Raw genomic sequence first — 14,865 nt, forward strand, 5'->3', positions numbered from 1 at the left:
CAGTTATGTGTTAAATATTTTAAAACTCCTTTACGTAAGGGTTTTTACTAAATTCTAATTTTAAAGCTTTCAACCTTGAATTGATTGAATCATCAATTTGACGGTCGCCAATTTTAAGAACGAAACCTCCAATAAGGCTTTCGTCCACTAATTCTGTAAGTTCTACTTCCTTTCCGGAAATTCTCTTTACCACTGCTTCAAATTCCTTTCTCAGACCTTCGTCTAGAGGGAAAGTTGTAGTTACAGTTGCCTCTGCAACACCTTTTTTGGCATTGTACTGATGGTGAAACTCTTTGGCAATAGCCGGAAGAAATGCTTCACGGTGTTTGCGGGTAAGGATGTCGAAAATGCCTTGGGTTAGGTCATTTACTTTGCCATCGAATACCTGCTTCAGTACCTTCAATTTTTTATCATGCGCTACAATAGGGCTCTTCAATAAAAGAAGAAAGTCCCTGTTCTCGCTCACTAGGTTTGAGAACAGCTGCATGTCTTTGTTTACATCTTCCAATACGCCTCTTTCGTCAGCTAATTCTAGCAACGATTTGGCATAACGGGAGGCAATTCTGTATTCAGACATTTATACCTATTAATTAAGGTTCAAATCATTTACATAGCCATCGATCAACTCTTTCTGAGCTTTTTCATCGGCCAATTGCTTTCTGAGTAATTTCTCTGTGATTTCCAATGACAAAGTTGCCACTTGGTTTTTCACATCTGCCAAAGCAGCTCTTTTCTCGGTTTCGATAGTAGCTTTAGCGTCTTCAATCATCTTTGCAGTGATTTTAGAGGTTTCAGCTTTAGCTTCTTCTTTAATTGAGTTGGCGGTAGCTAATGCTTCTTTGATCATGTGATCTCTTTCAGTTCTAGCCTCGGCCAAAAGTCTTTCGTTGTCCGCTTGAAGGGCCTGCATTTCGTTTTTAGCTTGCTCAGCAGCAAGTAAAGCGCTTTCAATGCTTTGCTCCCTTTCCTTCAAACCACTCAGGATTGGTTTCCAGGCAAACTTACCTAGTACAAATAGAAGAATTAAAAAGGCAATGATCTGATAGATCAATAAGCCCATATCTGGTATTAATAAGTCCATAATGGTTTTGTTTTTAAATTGAATTCAGGCCATGCCTAATGCAATAGCCTGAATTCAGTAAATTAATTTGCTTGGATTAAAGAGCAGCAGCGATTGTTGCGTTGTTAGCCAACAAGAAACATACTACTACACCAAACAAGGCAATTACTTCAATAAGGGCAGCGATGATCAACATACCTGACTGCAATTTACTAGCAGCTTCAGGCTGACGAGCCATACCTTCCATAGCAGAAGCACCAATTTTTCCGATACCAATGGCAGCGCCTATTGCAACTAACCCAGCACCAATACCAGCACCCATAAGAGCGTAACCGGCAGTTAATAAAATAGCGAACATAATTTGTCTATTATAAATGAAACAATGGTTTCTAATTAGTGGTGTCCGTCATCTACGGCTTGGCCGATGTACATTGATGAGAACAAGGTAAATACGTAGGCCTGAATTAGGGCTACTACAACTTCAATCAAAGTAATTATTACCGAAAATGCAGTTCCTACAAAACCGATAGTAACACTTTGTAAAATAAAGCCAAGCCCTACGATACTCAACACTACAATGTGACCCGCTGTGATAGAAGCGAACAAACGAAGTGTCAATGAAATAGGCTTAGTGAAAATACCGATAATTTCTACAATTAAGATTACAGGCCTTACAGGAAGTGGAACACCAGGAGTCCAAAGGATGTGTGTCCAGTAAGCCTTTTTACCATTAAAGTTTGTAATGATAAAGGTGAACAAAGCCAAAGTAACTGTTACCGCAATATTTCCGGTAAGGTTGGCCGCACCTGGCGTTAAACCTAAAAGGTTGTTGAAAAGAATAAAGAAGAACAAAGTAAGTAAGTAAGGCATAAAACGCTCGTACTTATCATGACCAATGTTCACTTTAGCAATATCGTCTCTAATGAAAACGATAATAGGCTCCATGAAAGACTGAAGACCTTTTGGCGCAGCAATACCTTTTTTGTAGGTTTTAGAAACGCCCAAGAATACGATTATTAAAACAATAACGCTGAATAAAAGAGATGCAACGTTTTTGGTTATTGACAAATCAATGAATTCTGCATGGTGTACAGAATGAAGTTCTCCATGCTCAAGCATAAAGCCATCTACTTCTACTGGATGGTGCTCTTCATCTACAAAATCAGATGACATGAAGAATTTAACACCATGTCCTTTTTCATAAATGATTACAGGAAGAGGAATGGTTACATGCTTGTGACCTAGCGTAATTAGGTGCCATTCGTGCGAATCGGCAATGTGGTGCATGATGAACTCAGTTCCACCTGCAGGCGCCTCTTCAGTTTCGCTACCGCTGGCAGCTCTCAAATTTGTAACGTTTACAGCACTGATTACAGCAATTAAAAGACTAATGATCAGTGTCTTGGGAGTCTTAATAAATGGTAGCTTCATAATGGTTTCTCACCCTCTCTCGAAATCGCGCGCAAGTTAGACAGAATGCTATATATTTCAAAAACTAAGTACAATAAATAGACAGCAAAGAAATTGACAACCCACGTAACTACATAATCGCCAAGGCCTATGTATGTCATAATTCCTAAAAAGGCCATGCTCAATACAAGCCTTAATCCTGTGGTAGCTAGAAAAACATTGGTTCGTGATTGCGGATCGAGGGTACTAATTCCCCAGTGATTCACCATCACGATGATAATGCCTACTACAGCTGAAAAGATTACGATTGGCCAAATTTGTGGGTGAATAAACTGCTCAGAAACTCCTATTTGTTTTAGCACCACGATTGCAACTGCAATAACTGCCGTGATTATTAAGGAATTAACAAGCTGCTTACTCAATTTCTGCATGGCCGCAAAGATAGGTGAATTTGTTGTAAGTCAGCATGCTATGCGAAAACATAGTGCTAATTATTCAATCCATTCTATTGAAATACCGGATGTTCAATCTTTGGGCAAAGACTTATATAATTGATAGAAAGCACCAACGGCTCCTATAAATATCATGATGATGATGAAAAGTGGCTTTTCATTATTCCACCACTGATCCATTTTATAACCCAACCAACCGCATAACGCAATGGTAGCTGCCAGCTGAATTCCAAGCTGAGAGTATTTGAGGTAGGCATTGGTCTTTTTCAGACCTTCTTTATTTTCATCGAAACTCATAACATTAAAAAAGGAGGTTCTATCATAAGAACCTCCTTTTAGTTAATGGTGTTTATTTTTTACGCTCTTTTAACTGCGGGCTCGCGTTGTGCTTGAGCAAGTGTTTTTCCAATTTCAATTTCAGTAGCTAAATGGCCCATTTTACAACCTCCATTAAAGCTTGCGCCTGGCTCTACTACTAATTTATTGGTAAGAATATCTCCGTTAATTACAGCCGTTGGTTTTAAAACCAAAAGTTCAGAGATTTCAATGTTCCCTTTTACCGTTCCTGCAATTTCAGCAGTTCGGGCAATTACATTTCCATCAATTATAGATTCAGTACCCATTACCAATTTTGCTTTTGCAACAGCATGGCCATATACTTTACCTTCAACTCGGATGTTACCTATGGACTCAATGCTGCCTTCCAAAACAGTATCTTTGCCAATAATATTGCTGGTGCTGCTTAGGTCTTCGGTAACCTTTTTTTCTTCCTTTGATGAAAACATAACTTCTCGGGTCTAGTTGAATCTTTTGTTGACTGGGACGGGGTTAAAATACTATAAAATCTTCAGGATTCACAGCATTACCATTGTACCATAGCTCAAAATGCAAATGAGGGCCATTTGTAAGTTCCCCCGTATTGCCTATAATGGCTAAAATCTCCCCTGCGGTAATAAAGCTACCAACTTCTTTTGTTAATGCCGAATTGTGTTTGTAAACAGATATTAAGTTTTCTTTATGTTGTACGGCAATAACATTTCCTGCATCCTGTGTCCACGATGCAAATACCACAGTGCCGTCTGCAATACATTTTACTGGTTCATCTTTTTTCGAAACCACATCTATACCGAAGTGGTCGTTCATAGGATCGAAAGGTTGAGAAATGTAGCCACTGATAGGTGAAAACAGATAAGTTTGCCTCAATTCAAGGTCATCGATATTTTCTCCCAGAAGGAAATCTCCACGTGATTCAAATTCTGATTTGAACAGTGAATCGAAAGATTCGGATTCAGTGCTATTTGCCAACTGAACATTTCCTGTAGCTGGCGGAACATTACCCTCAAAGGTATCTGTGCTATCACCTTCCAACACGCGCTTGATGCTTTGTATAAAGAGGTCGCGATTTTCAAGCTCATTGGCCAGAGAATCGAGAGAAAGACTCATGGCTACCAGCTCCTTTCTGGTTTCTCTTTCAGCATAATTTGGATCGAACCATTGAGCCAAAACTGTTTTTACCAAAAAGAAACTGAGAAAGAAAATGAGTATTAAAGCAATAAGACTAAAGAAAACTACCCTAGCGTATGTAAAATTATAAGTAGCTTTATGAGAAAAGTCTTCTTCATTCTGAATGATCAGAATGTGCCTGTTATTCAACCAGTTCGAAAGTGTTTTTTTATTCTTCGCCACGGTTATTTTTTAAGGGAAACAAAAATATAGATTAATAGACAATACCCTTCCTTTATTTGTATTAATTAAGATATAATTTCGTTGCTTAAAGGGGTCGTAAGAAAATTGAGAGTAAGCTTTAGACATATCTACAAATTTTTAGCATTTCTGGCATTTTTGGCCGTATTGGTGGCTTGTAATTCCAAAGGGTATCAAAACTTAAACGCCAGGTTCAACGGATATTTTTATGCCGATCAATATCTGAATGAAGTATACCAGCAAATTGAAGACTCATACGATTATAATTACAATAAGATTTTAAGAATTTACCCTGATATCGATTCGGGGACTGTTACAGGCAACAAAGCCAAATTGGACGATGCCTTTAAAAAAGCTTCTCAAGTAATTGAATGGTATCCCGAAAGCGATTGGGTTGATGACAATTATTTAATCATCGGCAAAATTCGCCATTTACGAGCTGAATTCCCTTTGGCCGTTGAAACCCTTCAATACATAAACCAAACCAGCAAAGACGATCCGACAAGACACAGAGCCCTGATTAGCCTGATGCAAACTTATATGGATATGGGCGAAATGGGAAAGGCTAAAGAAGTTTCGAACTATCTGGAAAATGAAGAGCTAACGGAAGAAAACATCACGAACCATAAAGTAATGCTAGCCTATTACTTTCAACGAGAAGATGACTACACCGAAATGACGGCAAACCTTCGCGATGTAAGTGACATGGTTCCTGAAAAAGACACCAGATCTAGAATCAACTTTATTTTGGGCCAAATCTCGCAAAGCCAAAATAAAAATGAAGAGGCCTTTAATTATTATAAAGAGTTGTTGAGTGGCACACCGCCTTACGAGCTTACTTTTCATGCCAAGTTGAACATGCAACAGGTAAGCACTATAAACAGCGCTAGCGAAATAGAGAAAATCAGAAAGTTTTATGCTTCTCTTTTAAAAGATGGCAAGAACAAAGAATATAGAGGCAAGATTTATTACGAAATGGGTGAGTTTGAAAAAAAACAAAGCCATTACGATTTGGCCCTTGAAAACTACCTGAAAGCTGTAAGTGTTGAAGAACCTTCTCCTAGACAAAAATCACTTTCGTTTTTAAGAGCAGGTCAACTGTATTTCGATGTTTATGAGAATTTTGAGCTTGCCAGCAACTATTACGACAGCGCAGTGGCCATAATGCCTAACGATGTTGAAGGTTACCAAAGCTATGTCGACCGAAAAGATGTGCTCAACGAGTTCGTCACCAATCTGAAAGTGATTCACACCAACGACAGTCTTCTTTCACTTTCAGAATTGCCCGCGGTTTCTCTCGATGCATTTTTAGATGCCTATTTAGACGATGTTGAAAAGGAGCAAAAAGAGAAGGAAAAAGACGAAAGAAGACAGGCCAATTCTAGCGGAAGTAATGTGAGTTCGGGCCAAAGCGTTTTTACCGATGGCAGTAATTCAGGGCAATGGTATTTTTATAATGATGCCGCTGTAGAATTAGGAAATCTGGAATTTCAGCGAGTTTGGGGCAACAGACCTTTGGAAGATAACTGGCGAAGATCGAGTAAAGAAAGTAACAACAACCCCGACTCCAATTTGGATTCTCTGGTTCCCGATGAACTATCGGCAAGCACTACAGAAGAACCTAAAGATGAAGGTCGCGAGGCCAAAAAAGCAGAGCTAAAAGCTACCATTCCTTTAACTGAAGAAGCCAAACAGCAACTTCATTTAGCCAATCAAGAGGCTTATTTTAATCTGGGAAGGGTTTATAGGTTTGGTTTAGAGCGAGTTTCCAAAGCCGCAACTACTTATAAAACCCTGCTGGAAAAATATCCAAAAACTGAATTTAGATTAGAAACTCTTTTGGCGCTTTACACCATCTATGAAACGAGCGATCCTGCTCAGGCAGCCAATTACAAGCAGATGATCATTAGTGAATTCCCAGAATCACTGATCGCCAAAACCCTTATCAACCCAAATTATTTGGCCGAAAAAGAAGCTCGCAACAAAGCACTTCAGAAAGTATATGCTTCTGCTTACGATGCATACGAACAAGGAGATTATGTAAAAGCCGACCAAATATTACGCGAGGCTCTTAATTCTTTTGAAGATGTCGACTTTCTACCTACTGTAGAGTTACTCTCTGCCATTCTGAAAGGAAAAACCGAAAGTTTGTTTGCTTATGAAGAAGCATTAAAGGCATTCGTTCAAAAATATCCCGATGGAAAACTAAACACTTATGCTAAGGAATTGCTCAGCGCTATAAATCCAGTAAAAGAAACCATCATTAGAAGCGAAGATTTTGAGTATAGTGAAGATTTCCGCCAACTTCATTTGGTATCTGTAGTTTATAATGCTGAAGCGACCGATGGAGCAGAACTTAAAAAGGCGATTGAGGCCTATAACACTGCAAATTTCAGTCACCTTAAATTGAATATCGCACAACTGGAATTGGACACAGACAAGCATCTGGATATCATGTACGTCAATTCTTTTAAAGACAAAAAGACGGCCGAGGCATATTACCGTGCGCTGAAAAGTGCTATGTCCAATTTCAAAATAGAAGTCGATTCAAATTTTAATATTTTTGCAATCACTCGAGATAATTTCCAAATGCTTTTCAAATCCAAAAAGCTAGACGATTACTTCAAGTTTTATAAACGCTTTTACCAATAATCATGAGCAACGAAGAAGGAAAACCAAAAAGTAAAATACTCAAACGCCTCACTATATTATTATGGGTGGTTTTTGTTCTTGTCTTTGTGGGTTTACCAGCTTACATATGGGCGGTCAGCATTAATTTGGGTAACCTTTTTGGTGAACTGCCAAGCTATAGCCAGCTTGAAAATCCTGAACAGAATTTGAGTTCGTTGCTCTACAGTTCCGATGGCGAAATTTTGGGGTCATACTATCGCGATAACCGTAACCCCGTAACCTACGAACAACTTGGCGATAATTTGGTGAATGCGCTTAAAGCCACAGAAGATATCCGTTTCAACAGCCACTCAGGAATTGACCTTCGCAGTATGTTTAGAGCAGCTTTCGGAGTTGTTACTTTCAATCGTCAAGGAGGTGGTAGTACGGTTACTCAACAGCTAGCCAAAAACCTATTCGATACAAGAATTATTGAGGAAGAAGAAAAAGGTAAACTGGAAGGCGTAAATCATATGATCGACCAGCTGATTTATAAAACAAAGGAGTGGATTTTGGCTGTTCGTTTAGAGCGTTCTTATACTAAAGACGAAATCATGGCCATGTATTTCAACCAAGTAAGTTTTGGTAGCAACACTTTCGGGATTGAATCAGCCGCAAAAACCTACTTCAACAAAAAACCCAAAGAACTGGGGGTAGATGAAGCTGCGGTTTTGGTGGGTTTACAGAAGGCAGTAACCTATTACAACCCTGTTCGAAATCCACAAAATTCAAAAACCAGACGAAATGTGGTAATGAATCAAATGGTGAAATACGGCTATTTGAACAAGCAAGCTTATGACACCCTTGCTCCAAAAGATATTGAGCTGGATTATAACGTACAAAATCAGAACTTCGGTTTGGGCCAATATTTCCGAGCTGAAGTACAAAAAGATCTTATTTATATAGCCAAGGATTTAGGCTATGATTTGTTTGCTGATGGTTTAAGAATCTACACTACTGTGGACAGCCGCATGCAACGCTATGCTGAACAAGCTATGGACAGCACCATGCGCCAGGTTCAAGCAAACTTCTTCAACAAATTGAAAGATGCAAATGGCAATATGCGCGAACCCTGGATTGATAGTGATGGTCGTATTATTAAAGATTTTATCTCCAACGGCCCCCTTCAAAGAACGGAACGATACAGGAGTTTAATAAAGCAATTTGGTAGTGAATCAGATTCCGTGGATTACTATTTGAAAAAAAAGGTACCTATGAAAATCTTCTCTTGGAAAGGAGAAATTGACACTCTGATGAGCCCAATGGATTCGCTGAAGTATTATAAGCACTTTCTGCAATCTGGTTTTATGGCTGCTAACCCTCACACAGGTGAAATCAAAGCTTGGGTAGGTGGTATCAATTACAAATACTTCAAGTTTGATCACGTTCGCTTAGGCAAGCGTCAAGCGGGCTCGCTCTTCAAACCATTCTTGTATGCAACGGCTATAGAAAATGGTTATTCACCTTGCTTCGAATTCATCGATCAACCCATCTCAATCAAAATTCCTGGCCAAGCAAAACGCTGGTCTCCACAAAATGCTGAAGATAGATTTAGCGGTGAAAAAATGACCATGAAGCTGGCAATGGCAAAATCTGTTAACTCCATTTCAGCAAGAGTTATGGATATTGTAAAGCCTCAAAAAGTTTCAGAAATGGCAGGCCGCTTAGGTATTCAATCGAAAATTGATCCTTATTATTCTATAGCACTTGGAACGGTTGATGTTTCGCTCTTCGAAATTGTTTCAGCATTCGGAACCTTCGCAAATAAAGGAACGCATATCGAACCTCACTATGTAACCCGAATTGAAGACCGATTTGGAAACACCATATGGAGCAAAGTGCCTCAGAAAAAACAAGCCATTAGTGAAGATGTGGCTTACGTAATGCTCAATATGCTGCAAGAAACCACTACGCGTGGTTCAGGAACAAGGCTTTGGTCGGAATACAAAATCACTGACTACGCTCAAAAAACCAATGAAGTAGGCTCCAAAACCGGAACCACACAAAATGCTTCAGACGGTTGGTTCGTGGGTGTTACCAAAGATTTAGTAGCAGGAGCTTGGGTAGGTGGAGACGACCGCGCCATCCACTTCCAAAGTTGGCCCGATGGTCAGGGAGCAAGAACCGCTTTGCCAATCGTTGGACGTTTCTTTGAAAAGGTTTACAAGGATACGACCTTGAATATCAAGAAAGGCCCATTCCAACGCCCTGAAAAGTTGAGCCTGGAAATCGACTGTCAGAAGTTCCAAGATATTCTTGTGCCTCAAGATACAACAGGCAACAATTCCACGATTTATGATGCAGAAATCTATTAAACCGATTTATGCAAGCAACTCGTATTTCGCCTAAAGACATATCGCAACTGCCTGACAGCCCTGGTGTCTATCGTTATTACAATTCGGAAGACACCTTGATTTATGTTGGCAAGGCCAAATCCTTAAAGAAGAGGGTATCGAGCTATTTTAGCAAAGCAGCTGGCATTAACCGTAAAACCATGCGTATGGTTACGGAAATCAGAAGCATTGAAGTCACCTTGGTGAATTCGGAATTTGATGCTTTGCTACTTGAAAACAACCTAATTAAACAAAATCACCCCAAGTATAACATCCTATTAAAGGATGATAAAACGTATCCTTATATCTGTGTGTCGAATGAGCGATTCCCGCGCATTTATAGCACTAGAAAGCTGATTCCATCTAACGGAAAGTACTTTGGCCCTTTTACAAGCGTAAAGGCCATGAACAACATCTTGCGTTTGATCAATGGCCTCTTCACAATACGTACTTGCCGTTATGATCTTTCGCATGAAAATATCAGTAAAGGAAAATTTAAAGTCTGTCTAGAATATCATATTGGCAACTGCCAAGGCCCTTGTGAAGGCTTTCAGGGTGAAAAGGATTACCTGAACGATGTAGATCAAGCTTTGAACATTTTGAAAGGGAATCTCGGCCTGCCCAAAGCTTACTTTAAAACCCGCATGACAGAAGCCGCTGCTGAGCTTCAGTTTGAAAAGGCTCAGAAGTATAAAGAGAAGCTAGAGCTGGTAGATAACTTCCAATCTAAGTCGGTTATCGTCAGTCCAAATATTTCAGACGTTGATGTGTTCACCATCGTATCGGATGAAAAATGGGCCTTTGTCAATTACCTGCGCATTAAAAATGGAATGATCAACCTTTCCAAAACTTCGGAAATCAAGAAGAAGCTGAACGAAAGTGATGAGGAAATTCTCTCATTAATCATGATAGATTTGCGTGATCAATACCAAAGTATTACTAAAGAAGTGCTCACCAACAAGCCTCTAGAGATTCAATCTGAAAGTCTGGAAACTCATGTTCCCCAACGTGGAGACAAACGAAAATTGGTTGAGCTCTCCTTAAAGAATTCACTCTTTGCGAAGAAAGAAAAATACCAAGCGCTCGACAATGTAAAAGACAAGGGCAACCGTGTGCTCAAACAGCTGCAGAAAGATTTGCAACTGAAAGAATTACCTGTTCACATTGAATGCTTCGATAACTCCAATATTCAAGGTACGAATCCCGTGGCTTCCATGGTTTGTTTCAAAATGGGACGACCATCAAAGAAAGACTACCGCCATTACAAAATTAAGACGGTAGAAGGCCCGAATGATTTCGCTTCCATGACAGAAGTAGTGGGCAGAAGATATAAACGCCTTTTAGATGAAGCTGCCGATCTTCCTAAACTTGTGGTTATCGATGGAGGAAAAGGTCAATTGAGCGCGGCTTGCGATGCCCTAAAAGAATTAGGACTGTACGGAGAAATACCCATCATAGGCATTGCGAAGCGTTTAGAAGAGATTTACTTCCCTGAAGATACATTTCCCCTTCACATCGATAAAAAGTCCGAATCGCTTAGGCTTATTCAAAAACTAAGAGATGAAGCTCACCGATTTGCAATAACCTTCCACAGGGATTTAAGGAGCAAGAATAGCTTCAACTTTGAACTGGAACAAGTAAAAGGAGTAGGCAGAGTAACGGTGGACAAACTGCTAAAGGAATTCCGTACTATGAGCAAAATCGAAGAGGCTAGCCACGAAGCGTTAGTAAACGTAATTGGTGAGAATAGAGCCGTTCTTGTCGAAAACTTCTTCCAACAAAAAAGGGAAGCCTAAGCTTCCCTCTGTTATATCTTCAACCTTAATGGCTTAATATTCCCAAAGATTGTGAATCAACTCCAACAGTTGATATCTAAAGTCTCTTGAAATCTCCATAAGATTTCGTTTTCCTGAATCAATTTGTGCTTGGAAGAATTGTTCCATTGAAGCATCACTCGGATTAGAGAATTTCACAATGTTTGAACTGAACAATCTCAAGTCGAAAGCATTTACTAAACTGATGTCGTAGTTTCTTGGGTTTCTTGGGTTAAACCAGAATCCCTTTACCTTCTTCTCGTTGTTGGCCATAGTTTCACGGTAAACTTTATTCAAGTAAGAAACTAAATCCTTATACTTGATTCTTACCATCACTTTTTCAGCACCTCCAGCAATATCAGATTGGGCAACAACCTTGATTGACTGAATGTCCCAAATTGGCACAGACCTGTTTCTGTCAAACAACAAATCCTCTTCTATCTCAAGAATTGAAATTCTGTCCTTTGCGATAGAATCTGGAGCTAGTTTTTCCTGTGTCTTCTGTTGAACATAGTCACCTTCATCAACACCTCTTGTTCTAGCTTCAATTTTCCAATTGTCAATTTCATCCAAAGTAGGATCTTCACCCTTCGTTCCATCAATGATTACTCTATCTACATAATCATTTTTGTCCGTCAGTAAATCGTCTTCATCAAAACCTTCAGTAAAAGGGTCATAAGGTGGTATACCTTCAGCTTCAGCTGAGCTATACCACTTATTAATACCTTCGAAAATGATTTCAATGATTTTGGAATCCTTAGAATTCCAGCCTTCATTGATTTTCTCTCTCAGATCCATTTTTGACCAAACGCGAATGCTGAACATTACGTCTTCGCTACGAATAGGTCTCACTGAGTTAATATTGTATCTCTTGGAATTCTCCACACTATCTATTGGAGCTGTTCCATTAGAATTTGCTTGGCCAAAGCCATTCAATCCAATTAATAAGAGTAAACTAAATACTGAGAGAGTTCTCATATCAATTTATAATTAAAGTTTCTTTGTCGCTATAACGAACGGTTTCTCTAGCTTGGTTGTAGTTCAAACGAGTATATTCCTCAACAATTACAACCAATCTATCTCCTGATCTTATTCTTCCTTTCAAAGACCCTAAATCAAAATCAGATTGAGCTTGAGTAATGTCAATAGAAGGTCCTTGTCTACCATTTTGGATCAGTTGAATTTTACCTTTAGATACAAAGAAGTTAGCATCAGAAGGATAATTTGTCTTAAAGTCTGGATCTGAATTCAGCTTTAATGTCAGCCTATTTGGAGCTGCACCCAAACCTTTTTCTGCATCATAATCCTTTCCGTCAACTAAAACTTGGAATGTTGGTCTTGGAATAGATCTTACAGTAAAAACCTTGTCTCCAATTTTCGCTCCTCCACTACTCACGCCAATTGTAACGCTTCTAGTACCTGCTCTTGGTATAACCACTACCTCACCTTTCTTAGAACCAGACTTTTGATCAGCACCAGAGGTAGTAAAGCTTGGATTATAAGCTGGTCCTAATGAAGGAACATTAATTTGAAGCACGTTAGCTGCATTTTGATATAAATTCTGAATAGCTTCAGCTTTTACTTCAATAACTGGCTTAGCTACGGTATACTCATGAGTAATAGGAATAGTTTTCTCTTCTCCTCCATCACTATAAGTAATTGTAGCCTTGAATGTCTTTTTAGCTAAATCATCTACATAGTTGGTAGCAAAAGCTTTAAACTTAATTTTACCTCTTCCGTTTTCCACATCAATCTTATCACCTTCATAAGTCATGCTTGGTTGAATAGCTGAATTAGAAGCCGTTAAGAATAATTCTGCCTCAAAGTCAGTTCCAGCGGTAACGATGTTAGAAACAGGTAATACGGTAGCTGAAATTCGGTCAAAACCTTTTACAGCTTGTGCACCAACTCTACCTCCTAATAAACCTAATGCTTCTGATTCTCTAGCATAAATCTGGTTTTCGAAGAAAGTCAACTGTGCTAAAACTGCCGCCAATGGAGTTTTATAGAAGTTCAATTCTGCAAAGCTCTTTCCTTTTTCTTCAGGATTGTCTTTGTAGAAATCTATTTCATTTGCATCCAAAGCCAAAGAAGACCATGACTTATTGATTCCAACTTTAGAAAGAATTCCCTCTACATCTTGATTATAAGATTCCAATCGGGTTTTCAATTCTTCTGCATTCTTCTGCTCAACTAAATAATGAGAAGGCTCTTCGTATTTTTTCAAAGTAGCTCTTTCATATATAGCTTCTGGATCGTTTCCTGAAGATGCTAAACCCACAGCGGATTTCGTATCTTCTAGATAAGTAATGATCTCAGTTGTTTTATCGCGTACCTGCTTAGCTGCCGAAACAACAGCTATATCTTCTTTCTTACCTCCTTGATCATTAGCTGCCTTATCGATGCTACCCAATACCTGAGCATTCGATTTTTCGTAAACCTCGTTTGATGATTCCAAACCGGCTTCCATCAAAACGAACTTTTCAAGTACAGTATCCTTAATCTGCAAGGCAAGAAGAGCCGTCAGTACGAGGTACATCATACCGATCATCTTCTGTCTTGGGGTTTCCTTACCTCCTGCCATAGTTTAGATCAAGTTATTAGTTAGATTTCATTGCTGACAACATAGCACCATACACTTTGTTAAGTGAAGTTACATTGTTGTTTAGTTTACCCATTTGGGCTTTAAATTCTTCTGCTTCTTTAGTTGCAGCTGTAACACCAGCTAAAGCAGTATCGATATTCGCATAGAACGACTTGATCGCCTTCACGTGAGATTGTGAATCGTTCAATTCTTCTTTATATACTTTGTTCAAAGCGTCTAACTGAGTAGCTGCGTTTTGAAGTTGCTGCTGATATTGACCAACAACTGTTTTCAACTGACCTTGAGTTTCTCCTGCAACTTTAGCAGAATCGGCCATTTGAGCTAAAGCAGTAGCAGTAGCAGTAGTGCTCTGATTAATTTTTGATAAGCTATCTGAAGCTTTTTTAGCGTTGTCCGCATATGCGTTAGTGGCAGCAACAGCATTCGACATGTCAGACATTTGTTTAGCATTAGCTGCTAAGGTATTCATGCCTTCGCTAAATGCTTTAAGGCCGCCTTTGCTTACAGCAGCTTCTTTAAGAATGCTACCTAAAGTAACTTCATCCTTATCAGTTTGAGCAGCTTTTGCAGGCACTGGGTTTGCAGCGTTCGCTTCGTATAATTTTTTGGTGTAGTCTGTAGCTTTTGGTTCAAAAGCACTGAAAGCGAAAATCAAAGCTTCCGTACTCAAACCTAAAATCAACATAGGCGTTGCTCCCGCCCAACCTTCTAGTTTAAACATGGCACCAACGATTACAACCGCAGCACCTAATCCATAAATTTTCGGCATTATGTTGCCGTAAAACTTCTCAGTAAATGATTTGTTAGCCATATGTAA

General features: G+C 39.2%; 14 protein-coding genes. 3 read left to right on the top strand and 11 right to left on the bottom strand.

What is annotated here, in order from left to right; all coding sequences use genetic code 11:
* Positions 1–19 precede the first annotated feature (19 nt).
* From atpH to ACXACJ_RS18865, 8 genes are all read right to left on the bottom strand, one after another.
* Positions 20–577 (bottom strand): ATP synthase F1 subunit delta, encoded by a 558-nt coding sequence (atpH, locus tag ACXACJ_RS18830; protein WP_475135967.1) that lies wholly within the window; start codon positions 575–577, stop codon positions 20–22.
* A 9-nt stretch (positions 578–586) separates the two neighbouring features.
* Complete coding sequence (locus tag ACXACJ_RS18835) at positions 587–1,081, bottom strand: F0F1 ATP synthase subunit B (RefSeq protein ID WP_475135968.1); 495 nt, start codon at positions 1,079–1,081, stop codon at positions 587–589.
* A gap of 76 nt (positions 1,082–1,157) precedes the next feature.
* Positions 1,158–1,418, bottom strand: a complete 261-nt coding sequence (gene atpE, locus ACXACJ_RS18840; protein ID WP_475135969.1) for an ATP synthase F0 subunit C — start codon at positions 1,416–1,418, stop codon at positions 1,158–1,160.
* Positions 1,419–1,453: 35 nt separating this feature from the next.
* Positions 1,454–2,491 (bottom strand): F0F1 ATP synthase subunit A, encoded by a 1,038-nt coding sequence (gene atpB, locus ACXACJ_RS18845; RefSeq protein WP_475135970.1) that lies wholly within the window; start codon positions 2,489–2,491, stop codon positions 1,454–1,456.
* Positions 2,488–2,901, bottom strand: a complete 414-nt coding sequence (locus tag ACXACJ_RS18850) for a hypothetical protein (protein WP_475135971.1) — start codon at positions 2,899–2,901, stop codon at positions 2,488–2,490. The genes atpB and ACXACJ_RS18850 overlap by 4 nt, the downstream gene beginning before the upstream one ends.
* Before the next feature lie 93 nt (positions 2,902–2,994).
* Positions 2,995–3,219, bottom strand: coding sequence for an AtpZ/AtpI family protein (locus ACXACJ_RS18855; RefSeq protein WP_475135972.1), 225 nt, complete (start codon positions 3,217–3,219; stop codon positions 2,995–2,997).
* Between the two features lie 59 nt (positions 3,220–3,278).
* Complete coding sequence (locus ACXACJ_RS18860) at positions 3,279–3,707, bottom strand: bactofilin family protein (RefSeq protein ID WP_475135973.1); 429 nt, start codon at positions 3,705–3,707, stop codon at positions 3,279–3,281.
* Between the two features lie 43 nt (positions 3,708–3,750).
* A complete protein-coding gene (locus ACXACJ_RS18865) occupies positions 3,751–4,608 on the bottom strand; it encodes a M23 family metallopeptidase (protein WP_475135974.1) in 858 nt (285 codons plus the stop codon).
* A gap of 81 nt (positions 4,609–4,689) precedes the next feature.
* Here ACXACJ_RS18865 and porW point away from each other — a divergent pair, with 81 nt between their 5' ends.
* From porW to uvrC, 3 genes are read left to right on the top strand one after another with little or no spacing between them, the layout of a single operon-like run.
* Positions 4,690–7,278, top strand: coding sequence for a type IX secretion system periplasmic lipoprotein PorW/SprE (gene porW / locus ACXACJ_RS18870; protein WP_475135975.1), 2,589 nt, complete (start codon positions 4,690–4,692; stop codon positions 7,276–7,278).
* A 2-nt stretch (positions 7,279–7,280) separates the two neighbouring features.
* On the top strand, positions 7,281–9,611 hold the full coding sequence (locus ACXACJ_RS18875; RefSeq protein WP_475135976.1) for a penicillin-binding protein 1A: 2,331 nt from the start codon (positions 7,281–7,283) through the stop codon (positions 9,609–9,611).
* 8 nt (positions 9,612–9,619) lie between these two features.
* Positions 9,620–11,425 carry an excinuclease ABC subunit UvrC gene (gene uvrC, locus ACXACJ_RS18880; protein WP_475135977.1) on the top strand — a complete coding sequence of 602 codons (1,806 nt, stop codon included), beginning with the start codon at positions 9,620–9,622 and terminating at the stop codon, positions 11,423–11,425.
* 33 nt (positions 11,426–11,458) lie between these two features.
* Here uvrC and ACXACJ_RS18885 read toward each other — a convergent pair whose 3' ends face one another.
* Genes ACXACJ_RS18885 through porL form a run of 3 tightly spaced genes read right to left on the bottom strand, consistent with a single transcriptional unit; the run spans position 11,459 to position 14,859 of the window.
* Positions 11,459–12,421, bottom strand: a complete 963-nt coding sequence (locus tag ACXACJ_RS18885; RefSeq protein ID WP_475135978.1) for a hypothetical protein — start codon at positions 12,419–12,421, stop codon at positions 11,459–11,461.
* Position 12,422: 1 nt separating this feature from the next.
* On the bottom strand, positions 12,423–14,027 hold the full coding sequence (gene porM, locus ACXACJ_RS18890; RefSeq protein ID WP_475135979.1) for a type IX secretion system motor protein PorM/GldM: 1,605 nt from the start codon (positions 14,025–14,027) through the stop codon (positions 12,423–12,425).
* Between the two features lie 16 nt (positions 14,028–14,043).
* Entirely contained in the window at positions 14,044–14,859 is an 816-nt protein-coding gene (gene porL / locus ACXACJ_RS18895; RefSeq protein ID WP_475135980.1) for a type IX secretion system motor protein PorL/GldL, read from the bottom strand.
* Positions 14,860–14,865: the final 6 nt, after the last annotated feature.

This window comes from Roseivirga sp. AWQ4_251, from assembly GCF_056158225.1.

Coding starts and splice junctions, on each gene's coding strand:
- atpH (WP_475135967.1), bottom strand. CDS start 577: ATGTCTGAATACAGAATTGCCTCCCGTTATGCCAAATCGTTGCTAGAA.
- ACXACJ_RS18835 (WP_475135968.1), bottom strand. CDS start 1,081: ATGGACTTATTAATACCAGATATGGGCTTATTGATCTATCAGATCATT.
- atpE (WP_475135969.1), bottom strand. CDS start 1,418: ATGTTCGCTATTTTATTAACTGCCGGTTACGCTCTTATGGGTGCTGGT.
- atpB (WP_475135970.1), bottom strand. CDS start 2,491: ATGAAGCTACCATTTATTAAGACTCCCAAGACACTGATCATTAGTCTT.
- ACXACJ_RS18850 (WP_475135971.1), bottom strand. CDS start 2,901: ATGCAGAAATTGAGTAAGCAGCTTGTTAATTCCTTAATAATCACGGCA.
- ACXACJ_RS18855 (WP_475135972.1), bottom strand. CDS start 3,219: ATGAGTTTCGATGAAAATAAAGAAGGTCTGAAAAAGACCAATGCCTAC.
- ACXACJ_RS18860 (WP_475135973.1), bottom strand. CDS start 3,707: ATGTTTTCATCAAAGGAAGAAAAAAAGGTTACCGAAGACCTAAGCAGC.
- ACXACJ_RS18875 (WP_475135976.1), top strand. CDS start 7,281: ATGAGCAACGAAGAAGGAAAACCAAAAAGTAAAATACTCAAACGCCTC.
- uvrC (WP_475135977.1), top strand. CDS start 9,620: ATGCAAGCAACTCGTATTTCGCCTAAAGACATATCGCAACTGCCTGAC.
- ACXACJ_RS18885 (WP_475135978.1), bottom strand. CDS start 12,421: ATGAGAACTCTCTCAGTATTTAGTTTACTCTTATTAATTGGATTGAAT.
- porM (WP_475135979.1), bottom strand. CDS start 14,027: ATGGCAGGAGGTAAGGAAACCCCAAGACAGAAGATGATCGGTATGATG.
- porL (WP_475135980.1), bottom strand. CDS start 14,859: ATGGCTAACAAATCATTTACTGAGAAGTTTTACGGCAACATAATGCCG.